At 29.7% G+C, this 19,765-nt stretch carries 19 protein-coding genes and 2 pseudogenes; 16 read left to right on the top strand and 5 right to left on the bottom strand.

What is annotated here, in order from left to right; all coding sequences use genetic code 11:
- The 4 genes from WJW32_RS03900 (at position 1) to WJW32_RS03885 (ending at position 3,215) form a co-directional block, all read left to right on the top strand.
- Positions 1-648 (top strand): 3-oxoacid CoA-transferase subunit B, encoded by a 648-nt coding sequence (locus tag WJW32_RS03900; RefSeq protein WP_340255273.1) that lies wholly within the window; start codon positions 1-3, stop codon positions 646-648.
- A 125-nt stretch (positions 649-773) separates the two neighbouring features.
- Positions 774-1,739 (top strand): 3-hydroxyacyl-CoA dehydrogenase family protein, encoded by a 966-nt coding sequence (locus WJW32_RS03895; RefSeq protein ID WP_340255270.1) that lies wholly within the window; start codon positions 774-776, stop codon positions 1,737-1,739.
- Between the two features lie 133 nt (positions 1,740-1,872).
- Positions 1,873-1,995: a hypothetical protein gene (locus WJW32_RS03890; protein WP_340255267.1), complete on the top strand. Its 123-nt coding sequence runs from the start codon at positions 1,873-1,875 to the stop codon at positions 1,993-1,995.
- Positions 1,996-2,030: 35 nt separating this feature from the next.
- The gene (locus WJW32_RS03885) at positions 2,031-3,215 is read left to right on the top strand and encodes an acetyl-CoA C-acetyltransferase (protein WP_340255343.1); all 1,185 of its coding nucleotides are present in this window, start codon (positions 2,031-2,033) and stop codon (positions 3,213-3,215) included.
- 355 nt (positions 3,216-3,570) lie between these two features.
- On the opposite strand, the gene WJW32_RS14875 is transcribed toward WJW32_RS03885, so the two are convergent.
- A complete protein-coding gene (locus WJW32_RS14875; protein ID WP_445330204.1) occupies positions 3,571-3,879 on the bottom strand; it encodes a transmembrane-type terpene cyclase in 309 nt (102 codons plus the stop codon).
- Positions 3,880-4,160: 281 nt separating this feature from the next.
- Here WJW32_RS14875 and WJW32_RS03880 point away from each other — a divergent pair, with 281 nt between their 5' ends.
- Together WJW32_RS03880 and WJW32_RS03875 are read left to right on the top strand one after the other, a co-directional pair.
- Positions 4,161-5,210, top strand: a complete 1,050-nt coding sequence (locus WJW32_RS03880; protein ID WP_340255264.1) for a hypothetical protein — start codon at positions 4,161-4,163, stop codon at positions 5,208-5,210.
- Between the two features lie 347 nt (positions 5,211-5,557).
- Positions 5,558-5,944, top strand: a complete 387-nt coding sequence (locus WJW32_RS03875; RefSeq protein ID WP_340255261.1) for a hypothetical protein — start codon at positions 5,558-5,560, stop codon at positions 5,942-5,944.
- Between the two features lie 19 nt (positions 5,945-5,963).
- On the opposite strand, the pseudogene WJW32_RS03870 reads toward WJW32_RS03875, so the two are convergent.
- Positions 5,964-7,059 (bottom strand): annotated as a pseudogene (locus WJW32_RS03870) (IS3 family transposase).
- A 575-nt stretch (positions 7,060-7,634) separates the two neighbouring features.
- On the opposite strand from WJW32_RS03870, the gene WJW32_RS03865 reads away from it, so the two are divergent.
- The 6 genes from WJW32_RS03865 to WJW32_RS03840 all read left to right on the top strand — a co-directional run bounded on the left by WJW32_RS03865 (position 7,635) and on the right by WJW32_RS03840 (position 12,350).
- Positions 7,635-8,342 carry a HEAT repeat domain-containing protein gene (locus WJW32_RS03865; RefSeq protein ID WP_340255258.1) on the top strand — a complete coding sequence of 236 codons (708 nt, stop codon included), beginning with the start codon at positions 7,635-7,637 and terminating at the stop codon, positions 8,340-8,342.
- 157 nt (positions 8,343-8,499) lie between these two features.
- A complete protein-coding gene (locus WJW32_RS03860; protein ID WP_340255255.1) occupies positions 8,500-9,006 on the top strand; it encodes a hypothetical protein in 507 nt (168 codons plus the stop codon).
- A 45-nt stretch (positions 9,007-9,051) separates the two neighbouring features.
- Complete coding sequence (locus WJW32_RS03855; RefSeq protein WP_340255252.1) at positions 9,052-9,348, top strand: hypothetical protein; 297 nt, start codon at positions 9,052-9,054, stop codon at positions 9,346-9,348.
- A 654-nt stretch (positions 9,349-10,002) separates the two neighbouring features.
- A complete protein-coding gene (locus WJW32_RS03850; RefSeq protein WP_340255249.1) occupies positions 10,003-10,611 on the top strand; it encodes a hypothetical protein in 609 nt (202 codons plus the stop codon).
- Between the two features lie 259 nt (positions 10,612-10,870).
- A complete protein-coding gene (locus WJW32_RS03845; protein ID WP_340255247.1) occupies positions 10,871-11,119 on the top strand; it encodes a transposase in 249 nt (82 codons plus the stop codon).
- 622 nt (positions 11,120-11,741) lie between these two features.
- Positions 11,742-12,350 carry an exonuclease domain-containing protein gene (locus WJW32_RS03840; protein ID WP_340255244.1) on the top strand — a complete coding sequence of 203 codons (609 nt, stop codon included), beginning with the start codon at positions 11,742-11,744 and terminating at the stop codon, positions 12,348-12,350.
- A gap of 412 nt (positions 12,351-12,762) precedes the next feature.
- Here WJW32_RS03840 and WJW32_RS03835 read toward each other — a convergent pair whose 3' ends face one another.
- Positions 12,763-13,650, bottom strand: coding sequence for a LysR substrate-binding domain-containing protein (locus WJW32_RS03835; RefSeq protein WP_340255241.1), 888 nt, complete (start codon positions 13,648-13,650; stop codon positions 12,763-12,765).
- Between the two features lie 122 nt (positions 13,651-13,772).
- Between WJW32_RS03835 and WJW32_RS03830 the strand changes: the two genes are divergently transcribed.
- The 3 genes from WJW32_RS03830 (at position 13,773) to WJW32_RS03820 (ending at position 15,615) form a co-directional block, all read left to right on the top strand.
- Positions 13,773-14,300 carry a cysteine hydrolase family protein gene (locus tag WJW32_RS03830; protein WP_340255239.1) on the top strand — a complete coding sequence of 176 codons (528 nt, stop codon included), beginning with the start codon at positions 13,773-13,775 and terminating at the stop codon, positions 14,298-14,300.
- Between the two features lie 257 nt (positions 14,301-14,557).
- Positions 14,558-14,905: a winged helix-turn-helix transcriptional regulator gene (locus WJW32_RS03825; protein WP_340255236.1), complete on the top strand. Its 348-nt coding sequence runs from the start codon at positions 14,558-14,560 to the stop codon at positions 14,903-14,905.
- A 194-nt stretch (positions 14,906-15,099) separates the two neighbouring features.
- Positions 15,100-15,615: a cysteine hydrolase family protein gene (locus WJW32_RS03820; protein WP_340255234.1), complete on the top strand. Its 516-nt coding sequence runs from the start codon at positions 15,100-15,102 to the stop codon at positions 15,613-15,615.
- A 576-nt stretch (positions 15,616-16,191) separates the two neighbouring features.
- On the opposite strand, the gene WJW32_RS03815 is transcribed toward WJW32_RS03820, so the two are convergent.
- A complete protein-coding gene (locus WJW32_RS03815) occupies positions 16,192-16,704 on the bottom strand; it encodes a histidine phosphatase family protein (protein ID WP_340255231.1) in 513 nt (170 codons plus the stop codon).
- Between the two features lie 833 nt (positions 16,705-17,537).
- Between WJW32_RS03815 and WJW32_RS03810 the strand changes: the two genes are divergently transcribed.
- Entirely contained in the window at positions 17,538-19,277 is a 1,740-nt protein-coding gene (locus WJW32_RS03810; protein WP_340255229.1) for an ABC-F family ATP-binding cassette domain-containing protein, read from the top strand.
- A gap of 257 nt (positions 19,278-19,534) precedes the next feature.
- On the opposite strand, the pseudogene WJW32_RS03805 reads toward WJW32_RS03810, so the two are convergent.
- Positions 19,535-19,765 (bottom strand): annotated as a pseudogene (locus WJW32_RS03805) (IS66 family transposase); the annotation flags it as partial.

The raw sequence follows: 19,765 nt of genomic DNA, 5'->3' as shown, positions 1-19,765 counted from the left end.
ATGAATCCAAAAGAGATTATAGCAAAGCGTGTTGCAAAAGAATTTAAAGATGGTGACGTAGTAAATCTTGGAATCGGACTACCGACGATGGTAGCAAATTACGTAAGTGACGACATTGAAATTCTTTTACAATCAGAAAATGGTTTTGTAGGCTTAGGCCCAGCTCCAGAAGAACATTTAGTTGAAAAAGACCTAGTTAATGCTGGCGGACAGCCTGTAACTATTAAACCAGGTGGAATGTTCTTTGACAGTGCGATGTCATTTTCTATTATTCGTGGTGGTCATCTGGATGCAACAGTACTAGGTGCTTTACAAGTAGACGAAAAAGGAAACTTAGCTAACTGGATGATTCCGGGAAAATTAGTTCCAGGAATGGGTGGAGCTATGGACCTAGTTGGTGGAGCAAAGAAAGTTATTGTTGCGATGCAGCATACTGCAAAAGGTAATCATAAGATTATGAAAGAATGTAATCTACCTCTTACAGGTCGTGGTAAAGTTAGCAAAATTGTGACAGAGATGGGTGTTATGGAAGTAACTGATAAAGGGCTTTTACTTACAGAATATAACCCAGAGTTCACATTGGAACAAATTCAAGAAGCAACAGAAGCTAAATTAATTGTTTCAGATTCATTAATTGAAATGATTTAAATGAAACATGAGATTCAAATTCCCCCCCTTAAACTATATTAATGTTTAAGGGGGGGAAGATATTAAAATTTTTTGTTTTCAGGTGCATTTGAACTTGAAAAATAAATTTTAAGGAGTGTTATTAAATGAAAGCTACAGAAATCAAAAAGATTGCTTGTATTGGGTCTGGTGTTATTGGAGCTAGTTGGGCTACGAACTTTATAATGAAAGGCTATCCTGTCAATGTATACGATATTAAACAGGAACAACTAGAGTTAGCTAAATCAAATATTGATAATAATTTGAAATTTCTTTTTGAAGAAAAAATATTAACAGCTGAAGAGGTTGAAAAGGCAAAAAGCTTAGTAAATTATACCACTAGTATGAAAGAAGCTGTAAGTGATGTGCAATTTATTCAGGAGTCTGGTCCAGAGAGATATGAGATAAAGCATGCAATTTTAGATGAATTAGAGAAATATACTAGCCCAGAAACAATATATGCAAGTAGTACATCAGGTTTGTTAATTACAGAGATAGCCAAAAATGCTAAGCATCCTGAAAGATGTATAGGTGCACATCCTTATAATCCACCTCATCTTATTCCGCTAGTGGAATTATCAAAGGGTGAGAAAAGTAGTGAGGAAGCAGTAAAGACTGCATCTGATTTCTTTAAACTTCTTGGAAAGGAACCTATTACTTTACAGAAGGAAGCTTTAGGTTTTATCTCTAACAGATTACAGGTAGCTCTATATCGTGAAGTAATAGAGTTAGTAATGAGAGGTGTATGTACTGTCGAAGATATTGATAAGGCTGTATGTTTTGGACCTGGATTACGTTATGGTACTATGGGACCGAATCTAATATTTCAGTTAGGTGGAGGACCTCATGGTATTAAAGGTATAATGAAACACATTGGTCCTTCGGTTGAGTTATGGTTAAATGATATGGCTAGTTGGACTAAAGTGCCAGAGGAATGGGCAGACATAGCTCACGAAGGTGTTGTAGAAGAAATGGCAAACAGAGAGCCTGAGTTTGGACAGAACAATGAAGATCTTACTAAATTCCGTGATAGAATGCTTATAGACTTATTAAAGCTACACAAGAAGCTATAGATTTAATAGTTTTAATTTATAATACCATGGTTCTATAGTTGAAGGAAAAGGTAATCATAAGGTTATGAAAGAATGTAATCTACCTCTTACAGGTCGTAGTAAAGTTAGCAAAATTGTGACAGAGATGGGTGTTATGGAAGTAACTGATAAAGGGCTTTTACTTACAGAATATAACCCAGAGTTCACATTGGAACAAATTCAAGAAGCAACAGAAGCTAAATTAATTGTTTCAGATTCATTAATTGAAATGATTTAAATGTAACAAGGAAAAATAGGATGGAGGAAAGAATTATGAAAGAAATAGTAATTGCAAGTGCAGTGAGAACTGCTGTAGGTTCATTTAACGGAAGTTTAAAGAATGTAACACCAATGGATTTGGGTGCTACTGTTATTAAAGAAGCTCTAGAAAGAGCAAAAGTAGAACCAGCGTTAGTTGATGAAGTATTATTTGGTTGTGTACTTCAAGCAAGCTACGGACAAGGTGTTGCTCGTCAATCGGCTATGAAGGCTGGCATTCCTAAAGAGGTACCAGCAGTAACAGTAAATATGATTTGTGGTTCTGGTCTTAAGACAGTGTCTATGGCTTGCCAAGCGATTATCGCAGGCGATGCAGATATTGTTGTTGCAGGTGGTACAGAGAATATGAGTATGGCACCGTATGCGATAAAGAGTGCTCGTTGGGGTCAACGTATGGGCGACGGCTCAATGTATGACGTAATGGTTAAAGACGGGCTTTGGGATGCATTTAATGATTACCATATGGGTATTACAGCTGAAAATATTGCAGAGCAATGGTCAATTACAAGGGAAGAACTTGATTCGTTTTCTGCAGTAAGTCAACAAAGAGCTGCTGCCGCTAGAGATGCAGGTAAATTTAAGGAAGAAATTGTTCCTGTTATGATTCCACAAAGAAAAGGTGACCCAGTAGTATTTGATACAGATGAGTATATTAGAGATAACGCGACTGTAGAAGGATTTGCAAAATTACGTCCTGCGTTTAAGAAGGATGGAGTAGTAACTGCAGGTTCATCGTCAGGAATTAATGATGGTGCTGCTGCTATTGTAGTTATGTCAAAAGAAAAAGCAGAAGAACTAGGCATTACACCATTAGCTACAATCGTATCTCATGCGTCTGCTGGTGTAGATCCGTCAATTATGGGTTATGGTCCAGTTCCTGCAACTAAGAAGGCACTTGCTAAGGCTAACCTTAAAGTAGAAGATTTAGATGTAATTGAAGCAAATGAAGCTTTCGCAGCACAAGCTATTGCTGTTGTAAGAGATTTAGGCTTAGATATGAATAAAGTAAATGTAAATGGTGGTGCTATTGCGATTGGTCATCCAATTGGAGCAAGTGGAGCGAGAATTTTTGTAACACTTCTTCATGAGATGAAGCGTCAAGATGCAACTCATGGTTTAGCTACTCTTTGTATAGGTGGCGGTATGGGTGAAGCAGTTATTGTTAAGAGAGATAAGTAAGGCACCATATTAAATATTGCTGTATCGTTATGAAAATAACTTTACCCACGAGGGTGTATCTTTTTGGATACACCCTCGAATTTTTTACATAATATAATATTATTAAGAGAGGAGATGACTAAATGGGAGGTGTTGGCATGGAGTGCTCATATGATGAATTGAAGTGTCAGATGAATTCATAGAAAAAGCCTATGAAGGGATGGTAATTGTAGATGCCAATGGGTACCTTTAATTTAGAGCCATGGCTTTTATTTTAAACTTGATTTACACCTTTTTTGGACTAAAACCCGAATAATAACCTGTTAATTCAAACATTTGTATTGACATAAATGAATAACTGTTTTTAGGAGTAGTTTTAAAATAAACACAAGTTCCACAAGCTACGATAATTTTTTAAAAGTTTTTTACATTTAAATTCCTTATATCCATATTTAAAAAAAATACATAGTATGATCAAATCAAGAATTAACCATATTAAAAATATAATACGAGCTATTAAAAAGCTTTCAGGTGGATATATAAAACAAAAGGTAAATTCCCAAGCTAAGTTAAGAGAAATAGCAAAAAATGGAATGCCATATGTTCTATCTTTAAGACTTTTAGCTATTATTAACACGTAAGTTATAATCCAAAAAACACCACATAGTATTAGTTCTATATTCAAAAAATCCCCCCCTATTAGGGGTATGCATTTACTCCTTTATTAGTGTCTATTAAATTTTTTATCAAAATTTTTATCAGCCCTTTTATAGTCAATTATAAATAAAGTTGTTTTTTTAAGATATGTTTCTACATACAATGTACGTAGAATGTGTTAGTTACATAAAAATACTAACATAACTCCAAATCATATCTTTTATTTAGAAGAATAACAATTTTAGCTATATAAATGTAAAGTCTGTTAATTTACTACCTATCATAATCTTTAAAAAGGGAGGTAGTAAGATGTTTATTCATATAACAAATTTTAGAAAAAAGTTACTAGGGGTTTTATTAGTAACCATAATACTTGTTACAATAATTATTTTAAAATCAACTTATTTTAATGAGAGTCAAATTATTATTGGTGCATTTATACATAGTGAAAAAGAGAGTAAATATGAGGATGATTTGTATGAATTTAACAGTAATAAATCTTATGAATTAGACGAACGATTTCAAAGACCGTCTAAACTATCATCAGTAAAGTTAAAATATAATTTTAGAAGACCAAAGGATAAAGGTGAAGTTCCACCATATGTTGCTGAAGGATTTCCAACAATATATCAAACTCCAGAAGATGTTATTCATGGATATTATGCTATTCTTAAAAGTGCTGCAAATATGATGGGGTATGAGGGAGGATGCGGTACAATCGCATGGATGGATTCACCATATCCCTATGCATATAGGTTACTTAGTGATGATATTAAAGACAATATTACATTAGAAGAATTTAAAGATTCTTTTAAAGGAACAGGGGCTATGAATTTATTACATCTTGAACCTGCTTATGAGCCTACTAATACTCCTGATAGTATTAAGTATTATTTTACAGAGGTAGAAGCATTAAAAGGTCATCCATATAAAAAAGGGGAAACATACGGCACACAGCCTAATTATTTTGAATACTACTATGGTATAGTGACAACTGAATATAATAAGAAAGATGGATGGAAAATAAAATCAGTTGATTATTTACCAGAAATTTATTTATGTCATCCTTTCCATGGGTGGAATTATGATTATGATTCGATTATAGGTGTTATATATAATAACTGGTATGGTATGGATTTGAAAATTGATAATACAGATATAGAAAATAATTATATACAAGTATATGCAAGTAATCAAGATAACGAATATAAATTTGATTTTATACGGTTGACAAATGGAGACGATGTTTTATTACATGAATATATAAAAGAAAATGATAAGTGGAAAGAAGTATCAATACTTAGACCAGATGATGAAAAATATTACAAAGTATCTATATTGAAATTTAATAATGAATAGTTGAGCTAACAAAATAAAATCGTAACAAAAATAATAAAGTTGCACTAAAAGTCATGTGATTTTGGGATGAAAATGCTTAGAATTATATGGCTTTTATTTATTAGAAAAAATGGACAAGTCGTGCTTGTACAACTAATGGGGCACACACCATTTTAAAATAGCTTTTTTATTAAAGTACCATTAAGGAAGAATACTTAAAGGAGAACACTCTTTACATTTTCGAAAATGACTATATGTTTATTAAATTAAATAAGGTTAAACAATCCGTTAGAGGGTCCCGTCGAAAATGGTAGTACGTGGAATTTTGATTTCAAAATAAAATAAGAACAAAAAGAGGGAGATAAATTATGGAGGATATTAAAATAGTTTACAATAGGAAATTAGTTTTATATATTATATTGAGTACTTTAGTTATTAGCTGGATATGTTTAGGAATTATTGCAACAATCTTTATTTTAGGTACAGTATATTTTATATTTTTTTATAAAAATCCAATTAAATTTGATTGGATTAAAAAGTCTTTAATTGTTTTTGATTTACAAAAGAAGGGAATTAAACTATATTCTTATGAGAAGGAGATTCCTTGGAATGATATTGATACATATTACATTAAATTTGCTTATTTCAGATATTATCTTTGTATAAAACTAAGAAAAGATATAGTGATGACAGAAGAAAAAAATTGTTTTATGAAAAATTACAACAATCAAATATGGATTGTCAACACTTTTTAGGACACTTTTTTGTCGGACATTAATAATCATATTCTACAGGGCTAAGGTAATCTAATGAGCCGTGTATTCTGTAGTTGTTATACCAATTTACATAATCAAACAATTCATATTCTAGCTGTTCAAAATTTCAAATATTTTATTAAAAGCAAACTCTGTTTTTATAACCTTAAAAGTAGCCTCCGCTACGGCATTATCATAAGGACACCCTTTTTTGCTTAGGGAACGCCTTATTTTAAAAGTTGTTAACAGTTCATCTATAGCTCTATTCTTAAATTCATTTCCCCTATCAGTATGTAGTATTTCAATCTCATTAAGGGGTCTTTTAATCTTGGAAAATGCTCTACATACAAGTTGAGCATCTTTGTTCTTACCCGCAGCATACCCGATGATTTCACGGTTATATAAATCTAATAATATACATATATAGTTCCACTTTCCTTTGACATTTACATAGGTCAAATCACTTACCACAACCTCTAAGAACTTTTCTCTATTAAATTCCCTATCAACTATATTCTCAATTTTTTCTTCGTTACATTTAGGTGTATATACTTTGTATTGTTTAACTGTATAACTAGAGACGAGTCCATATTTTCTCATGATACGCCCGATTCTTCTTCTAGACACTTTATATCCCTTTTTATTCAATTCTTTTTTAATTTTTCTTGTACCATAGTTATTTCTACTTTTCTTAAAAATAGTTATAATCTCATTGTCTAATTTACTATCGTATAATTTTTCCACAGAAATATAATAAACAAGACTTCTAGATATATTTAATAGATTACACATTGCGCTGATACTGTACTTATCTTTATTTGCTTTAATAATAGCTATTTTCGTCCCATTATCAGCGCCGCTTGCTTTAAAATATCATTTTCCATCTCTAGTCGCTTAATCTCTTTTCTGAGTTTTATAAGTTCATTTTCTTCATCGCTTCTATTATCCTTAGCTTTAAAAGATTTTGTATTATTATAATCAGAAACCCATTTATTTACCGTTGATCTCGCTATATTATATTCTTTAGCTATTTCCTTCACGGATTTACCGTTGTTAGCTAATTTTACTATTTGTTGCTTAAATTCATCTGTATATCGTTTTGATTTATTAGACATGATATCTCCTCCGATTTTATTTAATTAATATTATCATGTCCGAGTATTTATTGTCTAATTAAGTATAGCCTATCCAAAGTATAGCCTATCCAAAATTAGATGACTTAATATTAAATTCCTATAGTAAAATTAGGTTTAAGTAATATTAAACTATGAGGATTGTACAAAAAAAGGACAAGTCATGCTTGTACCACTAATGGGGGACACCCCAACAAGAATACACTGTAGATATGAAAAATAACTACCTGTTTGTTAAGGAAGGCGACTTGGGTCACCTTCTTTGTATATTAAAATATATAGATTATTAATAATAAAATTAGTAGAGATGCAAATATCTTTTATTAGCAAAGTAGTAATACTTGAAGCTACTGTTTCTATTCCATATATCTAAAAAATTACATATAAATGAAAAAGATTGATTTATATTATGGTAAAATATAGATATATATTTATTTTTAATATATTACATAATGTCTACAATGGGAAGTTGAATTACTGAGTACTTAATTTATGAGTGCTGAGAATACCGTAGTTATGTACAATAATTTGTTTATGAGATTTTATAATATAAGAAGGTGAATACAATAAAAAGTAATCTAACACAACTTAGAAATAGGGGATACATAGAGGAAACAGATTTATTAATTTATAAGAAGTGTACGAAAAAAGAGTTGATTCAATTATTGAAATCTAAAGTTCCTGTAGAAAGGACTGTAGCTGCAAGATTGTTGGGAAATTATAAAGACAAAGAAACTATGACTTCTCTTATTGAATCTCTAGCAATAGAAAAAAAGTTATATACAAAAATTGCTATTACAGAATCCATAAGTTTATTTGGTGAAAAAGCTAGTCAACTATTAGTAAAATATTTAGGTAAAATTGGAACAAATCAACACAAAGTACTTCCAGATAAACCATTTAATAAAAATAATTACCCACTACCTAGAGATATAGTTGCTAGAACTATATGTAAAATAGGTGTGCCTGCACTTAAGCAGTTAAAAAAATGTTTACATAATGGAGAATATGAACAAATAATTGAAGCAATTGATGCTATAGGTTTTATATCTTATTATAACAGTAATTATGATTGTTTTAATGATATTATTGAATTATTTGTTGAGTATAAAAATGATGACTTAATGATGTGGAAGTTACTTAGAGCTTTACAGGCGTTTCCGAATGAGAAATCAATAGAAATATTAAGAGAATATTCTAATTCGAAGGTTAAACAACTTCAATGGGAATCAAAAAGAAGTTTAAAACAAATACAGAGAGATTAAAGCAATTTGTATTGCTAAGCACTACTTTATAATAAAGATTCCTATTATCTATAGTAGATGGATTTAGAAAGTTAGAGACATCAAATATACTATAAATAAGTAAACGGTTTTAATTTATATGAAAAATATCTACCAATAACTTACTTAGGAGTGAAATATGAAGTATAGAAAAAATAGTAAAAAATTAGCTTTTAAAAAAGATAAAGAAGGAAATACAATATGGAGTTTTACATGTTTAGATCTAGATGAATTTCCTTTGATAGATGATTTTAAAATCAAAATAAAATATAACGGTGAATATTTAGGTAATCATTTATATTTTATAAATACCCAAAATGAAATCTTAGCTAGTTTTCCATGGTGGGATCATGTAGATAAAGATTTGATAAATATGAATATAGAAAATATACCTTTAGGTCCAATCAATGGAGCCTTTGATGATTTAGAGCAAGGATGGCACATATATATTTTTGAACATAATAATTATGTATATATATTAGAGGGTGAAGAACCATGTTGTGAAGAATTTGAAGTTTGGTTTAAAGTAAATAAAGAAGTATACATAAATGAATGGATAAAAAAAATAAATGATATAAAAAATATTAATTCAATTCCGCTTATTTCGTTTAAATGTAATAAATTTATTTCTAATATTGGTAATTAGACTTTCAAACAGTCACCTTCTAATATCATATAAAGGAGGCTCTCTATGAAAATAAAAATACTATCCATATTTTTATTACTACTAATCACATTTTCAATAATGTTCAATTTTGAATTTCCTAATGGGTTTGTTTTAGGAAAGTATATTCTAACAAGCTTACGAATCCCTATATATTCTAATGTAAACACAGGATGGTATTTTCCAGGGATAATTGGCTTGATACTTTTATCTATTGGGTGGATTGGATCAAGAAAGTTATTGAAAGATAGATACCCTAGATTAGTTGATAATATTTTTTGGTTTGTATTGGGTTTTATATTTTTACTTAAATCCATAGGTTGATTTAAGAAGTGGGATGTTGAGGTTAGAGAAATGGGTCTGGAATTAGATATTTTATCATGTGTGATCTTTTAACCTTACTTCGCATTTACCCATATTTACTGAATTATTCTATGAATTTTGCCATGACTTTTGTTTGTGGTGAAATATAGAAAATAGATTTGAGTATAAATTTATTAGAAAAAATGGACAAGTCATGCTTGTACTACTAATGGGGCACACCTCAGTAAGAATGCGTTGTACATTAAAAATAATTACCTGTGTATTAGTATGAAAGAGGATGTTAAAACATTCTCTTTTCACATATAAAATTACATACAAAAATATAAAGGTTAAACACTAACGATATGGATAAAATTATTACAGCTATAGATGATAAGGTAAAATACGTACAATTGATACATATCTAAATCATTTTAGACAAAGTTCTGATCTTTGAATAGGAACAAGAAAAGAAATGCTTTATTGAGTTACAGCTTAGTAATTATTTTTATACATTTCTATTGCTAAAAATATGATATGTAAATTTTTTTCATGACATAATTGATTGACTATATATGAGCATGATAACATTTCTTTTTATTACGTCGTAAGGTAAAATTAAAACAAATAGTAATATATAGTTGTATTAGTTAGGATATTAAAGGGAGTGATGAAATGAAAAAAAAGCCAATAATTTTTATCCTATTTATATTAATTATTTTTACATATGGATATGAGAAAAATAAAGAAAATGTAACTTCAATTGAGCAACTTACATATACAGATAGAGAAAATCTTTTACTAAAATCAGAAGGAGTAGACCATAGTTATATTTTTAAGATTAATAATTTAGAACCTAGTTCAACGTATCAATTTGAATGTTGGTCAGAGTATTATAAAAATGGACAACTTGATAATAAACTGGAAATTTTAGAACAACCTCAAACTTTTGTAATAGGTCAGAAAAGCTCCGATGGATATATTTTGTTAAATATACCGAAATATTCAAATGCATTAAACTGTATTTTAAGTGGAGATAATCATAACAATTTTATCATAATAAGCGGATATAAAAATGAAAGTTTTAAGTTTAAAGGAGTAATAACTGCCTTAAAAGAAATGAAAATTTCACAAAATAATGAGATATTGCTTTTAGCATCTGCAAATGGCAAAAATGCTTCATTCGGTATTCCAATTAATCAGGAAAAGAAATTAATTCAAGATGACATAAAAAAGAATGATGAAGTATATTTAATAAAATGCAAGTTAACAAAAATTCACTAGGTAAAGCAGCATATAATAAAGCATTATAATCTCCGCAGAAGAGAACATTATTTATATAACCAACTTGTTATACAATAGTAGAGAAGTATGTAAAGTCGTTATAATTAGCGGCTTTTTTGACTGTGTATCATTAAAGGGTTTATTCTAAATAGAATTTGCATTTGAAAATAATAAAACCGATAACTATGTAACTTTTTACCATGAAGTTACCGTTTTTTACACGTATCTCGGCGTCCCTCCATAAAGGGGAGTATTTTTTATGTCTAAAAGGTCAAGGTATTCAGCTAATGAAAAATATAATATTATTCAAGAATATAATAGTGGAGCTTTATCTACGTCGGATATATCTCATAGATACGGAGTTGTGGATGCGACTTTGAGACATTGGATATATTTATATAAAAAATATGGTGTTCTTGGATTAAAAGAATCTAAGATTTGGAAAAACTATTCAGAAGAACTTAAAACAAATGCTGTTTTAGAATATGGACTGAACCTGATTAAGTAGACACAATAAATAGTCTATTTGAGCGGTTTTATTTTTTAAAATTCTAAAGGAGATAAATATACAATAGAAGAGTGTATTAGGTTTCTGCTATAAAGTAGCTCAATATATTCAATTGGAATAATATGTAAAGAATAGACAAGTTATGCTTGTACCAAAAATGGGGGACACCCCAACAAGAATGCTTTTTATACTTTAAAAATAATTATCTGCTAATTAAAAGAGGATATTAATACTTTTAAATGTATAGAACATGAATAAGCAAATATTCAAAAGTAATAATATGAAACTTCAAAAAACAAATAATTAATTTACTAGAATGCTTAAGAAAAAACAACTTAACTAAAAACTACGAATTCCACCCCAAAAAACGAATATACTAATAAAAAATAAAAGGAAAAAGGTGATTAAATGAGCATTACGAATTCATACATGGAACAGATGAAGAAAATTTAAAATGAGATAGATTATCACTTGGTATTCACAGAAGTGGTGTAATTAACCATGTTTAAGATTCTTCAAGCCTATATCATCCTAAGGTAATCTGATGTAGGATTCATTGAGTTTTAAACACCTTGGGTTACAAGCTTAAATGGGGTAATATAAACCAAGGAGATGTCAGATTATGAATAAGGGCTATGCATTAGATTTAGAGATGTGGTGTACTAAAACTAAAGATGACAGGGATGATCCAGATATTGTTAGTGTAGGGTTAGTAGACTTAGAAGGGGAAAGTGAATACTACACCCTAGTGAGACCATTCAAGAAGAAGAAGGAAGTTCCGACCTTTATGAAAGAACTATTAAACCTACCTGAAGAGGAGATGTGGAATGCACCTATGTTCCCTAAAATATACTATGAGTTAATTGGTGAAGGTGCACTTATAGGTGACCTGTACACATGGGGTAATTATGATGATAAAGCTTTGCGTCACTGTTGTAGAAAACATGGGACACCTTATATGTTTAAAGTTAAGGACTTCCAACAGCATATTGCCACATTAACCAATATACGCAGGAATCTAGCATTATCTGATTTACTTGAATTATTCTCCCTAAAAGAAGAAGGAACTAAACACAATGCTTTAGATGATGCTAAGAGTTTAAAGAAACTTATACTCTACTTCAATGCTAATGAGAAAGAGTGCGTACATGCAATACGTAAGAAGTGCTATGAAACAGAACTAGCACAACTTCAAGAAAGATATAAGGATGTGGTAGATAATATTAAATAAAGGTGAAGTCCAAATAAACTTGGGGATACCCAGCTACAACAACATCCTCTCTAAGTTAAAACAAATCATGGAAGACCCATCTCTAAATGGATTACATGAAGGGGAAGAAAATATAAATCTATTACACCTAGGCTGTAGAACACATGGGACTTATTAAATATGTTTTAGAGGAAATACCAAATTTATCTTACTTGAGTAATGAAGATAAAAAAAGTCACTTAGATGAAATAGAATCATTGATATAGATTTAAGATTCATAAAGGACACACCTCTAATACATGGTGTGTCCTTTTATAGGAGTTATTTTTTTGGTTCTGGTGCAAAAAGTAGAGTAGTGATATAATGATTTCAAAAACCATGAATTGGAGAAAAAAATATGTCACAAAATCTATTTAAATGGAAGCACTATGAATCAGAAATTATTCTTTTTAACTGATAAATCTGTATTATATGAAGTATTTAAGAAAACGTTTATACTTTTATTATTAGTTTTATGTTTGTTAATTACAATGAAATTTTTAGAGGAATAAGGAGCTACATTATTGATTCTTACTTTTTTAAGAGTACCCATTTCAAAATACTTTTCAGCCATGGAGCTTAGAACAAAAGCATATCCAAAGCCTTCGTGGACAAAATCAAAGACTTCGTTGATTTGATCGATATACATTTGATAATTCATTTGTCCTCCAGTTAGTTGTTTCAGCCATTCTTCAAAGGATTGACTTAAATCTGCATAGATTAACTTCAAGGCTTTTAATTCATGAGCGTGGATTTCATCCTTAAAATCACATGTATTTTTTGCAACTAAGATAATGTCATCATACAAAGTATGTATGGGTATGTACTTATTAGATGTAGGCACATAAGATACAATGGCAATGTCTATGATTTCATCTATTAAAAATTCTAATAGTTTATCACTATGGTTTATTAATACCTTTATAGATATATCATCATGTTTTTTCAAAAAATCCTTTAAAATCTTTTTAATATGACCCTCATAGGCGGAGTGTACAGATCCTAATTTTATTGAGTTTTTATACTTCAAATTGTTTAGAACTGCTATTCCTTCCTCTTCAATCAGAATCATTCTTTTACAGTAAGGAAGAAATTCTTCTCCAGCTATAGTTAATCCCACAGTCTTATTGGTCCTATATAAAAGTGAAGACCCTATATATTTTTCAAGTTCTTTAATTCTATTAGACACAGTTGATTGAGTAATATTTAGTTTTTTTGCTGTTGTTGAAAAATTTTTTGTTTGGGCTAAAGCAATAAAGGTTTTATAGTAGTCATAATTCAAAGAAAACACCTCGTTTATTATTGATATTATCGATTGTTATTAACTATATTATTTGTTATACAAATCATACCACATACTGTATTATAAAAATATAATTATTTAAGAAACAGGAGGAGAGTGTAATGAATAAAAAAACGGCACTTTTAATAGTTGATGTACAATTTGCAATGTTCTGTGATGAAAATAATAAACTGCATGAAGAGGAAAGAGTACTAAATAATATTTATACATTATTGGAAAAGGCAAGGGAAACAAAAACGCCTGTAATATTTATACAACACACAGAAGATGGAGGAGAATATAAGAAGGGAACAAAAACATGGGAGATTCATCCTAAGATTGCTCCTATAGAAGGAGAATCAGTAATAGAAAAGCACACATGGGATTCATTTCATCAAACTAGTCTTCATGAAACTTTACAAAAAGAAGGCATAGATGAATTAGTTATAGTAGGAATGCAAACAGAATTTTGTTTAGATACAACTTGCCGAAGAGCTTTTAGTATGGGGTATAAAAATACTTTAGTAAAGGATGCACATTCTACCTTTGATTCAGAAGATCTAAAAGCATATGAAATTATAAATCACCATAACAGAGTATTAGGTGGACGATTTGTACAATTGAAATACTTAGAACATATTGATTTTTAAAAATGAAAAAGAGGAAGTAAAATATAAGATCACATATTTAAATTATGATATGTGATTTTTTAGTGTGAATAAAGTATTGTGATTTGTCAATTTAGTTTTTGTATATATATTTAAATATCTTGTGATTGATAAAAATGTTTTAATAATCCTTTTTGATACTATGATATTATATTAGTGATAATCAATCTGAAAGTATGTTAGAACATAGAAAAGATAAAGATAAGATTTGTATCCCAATACGTATAGGAGTGTTAAAGTTGAAAATTAGAAGTAAATGCACGTGTCCTTTAGAAATTACTCATGATATCCTTAAAGGAAAATGGAAGACTGTTATTCTTTGGCAACTAAAATATCGTGGAAAGGCATCCTTATCTCAATTAGAACGAGATATTAAAGGGATAAGCCAGAAAATGTTATTAGAACAATTAAAGGAGTTAAAAAAATTTGGATTAGTAGATAAAAAAACGTTTGAAGGATATCCTTTAAAAGTAGAATATTTCTTAACGGACAATAGAGGGCAAAAAATTATAAAGGCTTTAGAAATCATGCAAGAAGTTGGAAAAGAATATTTAAATGAATGTAATGAAAACATTGATACCAATTAAGTTAAGGTTTCAATGTTTTTTCTTTTATATAAATAGTTTAGATTTAAGTTCAAGAATAATATTTCTACAAACATACACACGAAAAAGTGGGTAATTTACGGAGTATCATTATGATGTTAGTATAAAGTCAATGATAAGGAAATTAGGAAATGAAATATTATGAGGAATTATATAATTTGAGGAGGATATGTTAGATGAAAAAAGCACTTTTAGTTATTGATTTACAAAATGATTATTTCGCGGGTGGAAAATTTCCTTTGTGGAATACTGAAAAAACTTTAGATAATATTGAAAAAGCTATAATTAAGGCAGAAAGAAACAATGTTCCTGTAATTATTATTCAGCATATTGCTGATATCAGTCAAGGTATTGCTCCATTCTTTAACGAAGGGACGGAGGGGGTTGATGTTCATCCTAGAATTTTAAAAGCTACGCTTAATGGAAACGTTGTTATAAAAAGCTATGCAGATAGCTTTTATAAAACAAATTTAGATGAGGTTTTATCAGAATTTGGAGTGGAGGAACTTCTTGTGTGTGGGATGATGACACAAAATTGTGTTACACATACAGCTATATCAAAATCAGCGGAAAAATATAGCGTAAAGATATTACCGGATTGCTGTACTACTGTTAATGAGCATATTCATCTTATTGCTCTTCGTGCTGTATCTACACGTATTGAATTTGTGAACTCTGAGGAAGCCTTATAAGGGAATTATAATTGATTGAATGAAAATAAATATGATGGATTTCGTTTGTGGTAGAATATAGAAAATTGATTTAAGCATAGATTTATTAGAAAAAATAGACAAGTTATTCTTGTACTACTAATGGGGAACATCCCAATAAGAATACAGTATAGATTTCAAAAATAATTACCTGCGTATTAATATGAAAGAAGATGTTAAAACGAGACCACTGAAAAAGCCCTTATTCAAAGCTTCAAATAACAAGTTTAAAGAAAGAGAGCCATTAGAATCGATTCTAAGGTCTTTTTTAGTATTGAATACATTTTTGACCATTAAAAAATATTCAAAATATGAAAAAAGCCACTTTTTCAGTGGCTTCTGTTAAAATAGTCTCTTTTTTATGACACAAATATACAATATATACCAAAATATCCTGATGTATGATAAAATACACCTAGAAACAAATGGAAGTTATATATATGAAAAATATCAATTTTAGCTTGATTACATTGAAAAAGCCTATTATGATTATAATCTTTGGTTCTGGTAAAAATACATGTTTTCTCTATCCTCGTCTAACGATTCATTATTCTAGATTTATGAATTTTCATAAGTAAGTAACCCGCCTTTTTGGGCAACAGCTTTTTTAAAATCATAGTCCTCGGGCTTGCCAGTGAAATAATAATTTATTATACGTGCGTTTGCAGCATGAGTAACAATTAAGACGTTTTTACTCCTATATTTTTCTATAACCATATCGCAGAAATCACAATTTCGTTTCATGAATTCTTTAGAACTTTCAACACCCTTATTTCCGCTATTGCACGCTTCCCAAAACAGGCTAATAGATTCCAACGTTTCCTCTGTGCCTTCAAACTCACCACAATCTATTTCAGTAAGTCTATCATCTAGAACGCTTATACCATTATAGATGATCTCGCAAGCTTGACGTGCTCTTTTTTGGGGGCTGCTAAAACATACATCAAAGCAAACACTTTTTAAGTTTTCCGCCTGCAATTTTGCTTGCTCTATTCCTGTTTGATTTAACTTAGTCTCTGTACAACCGTTAAATTTCTTAAATAAGTTCCAATCAGTTTCACCATGGCGCACAAGATATATCATATTTGTTTACCCTCCAATTGTATAAGTAATATTTTGTACATCTGCCAATTAACATCTAGTTATTATATAGATTTCTGAAATACAGTATCACTTGCGCATAACGTTTTTTTTACGAACCTAGTTCGTTATTTCTGCTCATGTAGCTGTATTCACGACATAGGTTCGGGAATATTAACTTACAGATAACATATTGAATGTACCATATTTTTCTAATTCCCAAAAACAGAGTTCAAGACATAAATAATTTTTAATTGTTCTCTAAGCTCTTTATTTTCTTTTTTTGATTTTTTATTCTTCTTTTTAATTACATTTAATAAAGTATATGAAGTAGAAACTGACCATATTATCTGATGTTTAGATTACTGATACAGTGTCATCAACATCATTCGTAACATATGGGAAAGGTTGAACTTCCAGTACAAGTATATGAGTGAAGAAAGATATTTATATTTATTAATTCCTTTAACATATGAATATATTTTTTTCTTTCATCTGGCGAATTACTTCCATTAATAAATAATTGTACCTAACTTTTTAGGTTTGAAATTTTTAACAATCCTTTTAGTAATAACTTTATTCTCTTGAGTCTTATAAAGACCTCTAACTTCTGATTCTTAATCTATTAGAATTGACTTATGTCACGAAAAATCTTAATATGAAATGATTGAAATTAGTCGTAAAAAGTGTTATGATATCAACGGTAAACTTAAAAAAATGTCGTTACTACATAATAATCAATTGCAAAAATGCGATTGGGAATATTATATATTAAAGAGCTTATTTTTATAAGCTCTTTTCAATTGATAAAGAGAGGTAATAATATGATAAAAGTTGATAACTTGTCCTACTCATTTCCGCAAAAAGATCTATATAATAAGATTTCATTTACATTAGAATATGGTCAACATTGCGCTTTTATAGGAACAAGTGGCAGTGGAAAAAGTACACTGATAGATATAATTATGGATCCAGAAAGATATATGTTCGATGGTAAGTTAGAGATGGACACAAATTGTAGAATTGGGTATGTAAGTCAGTTTTCACAACTAGACAAAACAAAAGAAACTACAGTTTTCGAATATATAGGGGAAGAATTTATTAAGCTACAAAATGAAATGACATCTATTTGTACTGAAATGGAAACATCTTCGGATATTGATACTTTACTAGAAAAGTACCAACAATCTTTAGACGCATTTGATGCAATTGGTGGAGATGATTTCGAAAGCAACATTAATAAGAAACTAAATCTTGCAAACCTAACCAAGCATAAAGATCTAATGATATCGGAACTTAGTGGTGGGGAATTCAAACTTATTCAAGTGATTAAGGAAATGCTTAATAGTCCAGACTTAATGATTATGGATGAACCAGATGTGTTTTTAGACTTTGAAAACCTTAATTCTCTTAAAAATCTAATTAATTCTCACAAAAAAACAATGTTAATTATTACGCACAACAGATATCTATTGAATCATTGTTTTAACAAAATTATACACCTTGAAAATATGGAGCTCCAAGAGTTTGATGGAAGATATATTGATTATAACTTCTCATTACTTCAAACTAAAATTGAGTTACAAGAACTCGCTATTGCTGATAATGAAGAAATTGAGAGAAACGAAATCTTAATCAATAAGCTAAGAACTATCGCAACTAATAATGCTGACGCTTCTAACGGGAAAGCTTTAAAAGCTAGAGTTAAAATTCAAGAAAGATTAGAAAATCGTAGAATTAAAGCACCATTTGTAGATATTAAACAACCGGATATCAGTTTAGCTACTGATAATAAAATTGAAGAAACCATTGCTTTAAAAGTTAATGATTACAGTATTGCCTTTGATGAGATGCTTTTAGAAAATGTTAACTTTGAGATTAAATCTACTGATAAAGTAGCTCTTATTGGTTCAAACGGTACCGGGAAAACGACTTTATTGAGAGAAATCTTTAAAAATAATAGTGATTCCATTGAAATAAATTATGACGTTGAAGTGGCTTATTTATCTCAGCTTCAAGGAGAAATACTAAATGAGTCTAATACAATACTTGAAGAGTTCTTCGATGTAGGATTTAAAACTTATCGAGAGATTAGATCATATATTTCAAACTATGGTTTTGACGAAGAAGTCATTGATCAAAAGATAGAATCTTTATCTGGTGGAGAAAAGAATATACTTCAATTGGCTAAAGTTTCTGCTAGTAAAGCAAACATGTTGCTTCTAGATGAACCGACAAGTCATTTAGACACCTATTCACAAATAGCACTTGAAAAAGCCATAGAAAACTATAACGGTGCGATTCTAATGATTTCTCATGATTACTATTCTATAATAAACTGTATGGATTATGTTTTAATCATTGAAGATAAGACAATTAGAAAAATGAGTATGCGAAAATTTAGAAAGATGATTTATGCTAGTCATTTTGATAAAGACTATTTAGAAATTGAACAAAAGAAAAAATCAGTTGAAACGAAAATAGCATTGGCTTTAAAAGATACTGATTTTGAGCTTGCAAAAATTTTATCTGAAGAGTTAGAAGAGCTGATTAAGTTACTTTAAATCGTGTATTCTTTACAACAATAAGTTATAATCCCCTTAAAATTGACAGATTAAATCACAAAATCTGAATACTACTAGGGGATTATTTCATGTTCAAAAGAGTGTCATCTGATTGTGAGGCAATTGAGATGAAAATATGTGTACCCCATATTGTCTGCAATCGTCTCGTATGTTTGTATCCGTCAAAGATTTACCGTCTTGAAATAGAAAATCCAGTATAACTAACTAGAAAAATTAGTATACTGGATTTTTAAAATTTATTTCTTATTTTTGATTTGCAATTCCTCGGGTAAAGTATCTGACCAAGGCATTAGTGCTAGTAAGTTCGCTTTCGTTCTTTCTATATCTTCCAATTTTGATATCGCATTCATTAAATATAATATATATTTTTCTGACACTAAACCATTGGCTTTCGCCGTTTCTATAATTGAATATATCAAGGCACTAGACATAGCTCCTTTAGATGTATTTGAAAACAGCCAATTTTT

Origin of the sequence: Tepidibacter sp. Z1-5 (assembly GCF_037844525.1) — a bacterium.
Taxonomy (GTDB): Bacteria; Bacillota; Clostridia; order Peptostreptococcales; family Peptostreptococcaceae; genus Tepidibacter_A.
Note: the sequence above shows the minus strand (reverse complement) of the source record. Positions and strands in the feature narration are given on the sequence as shown.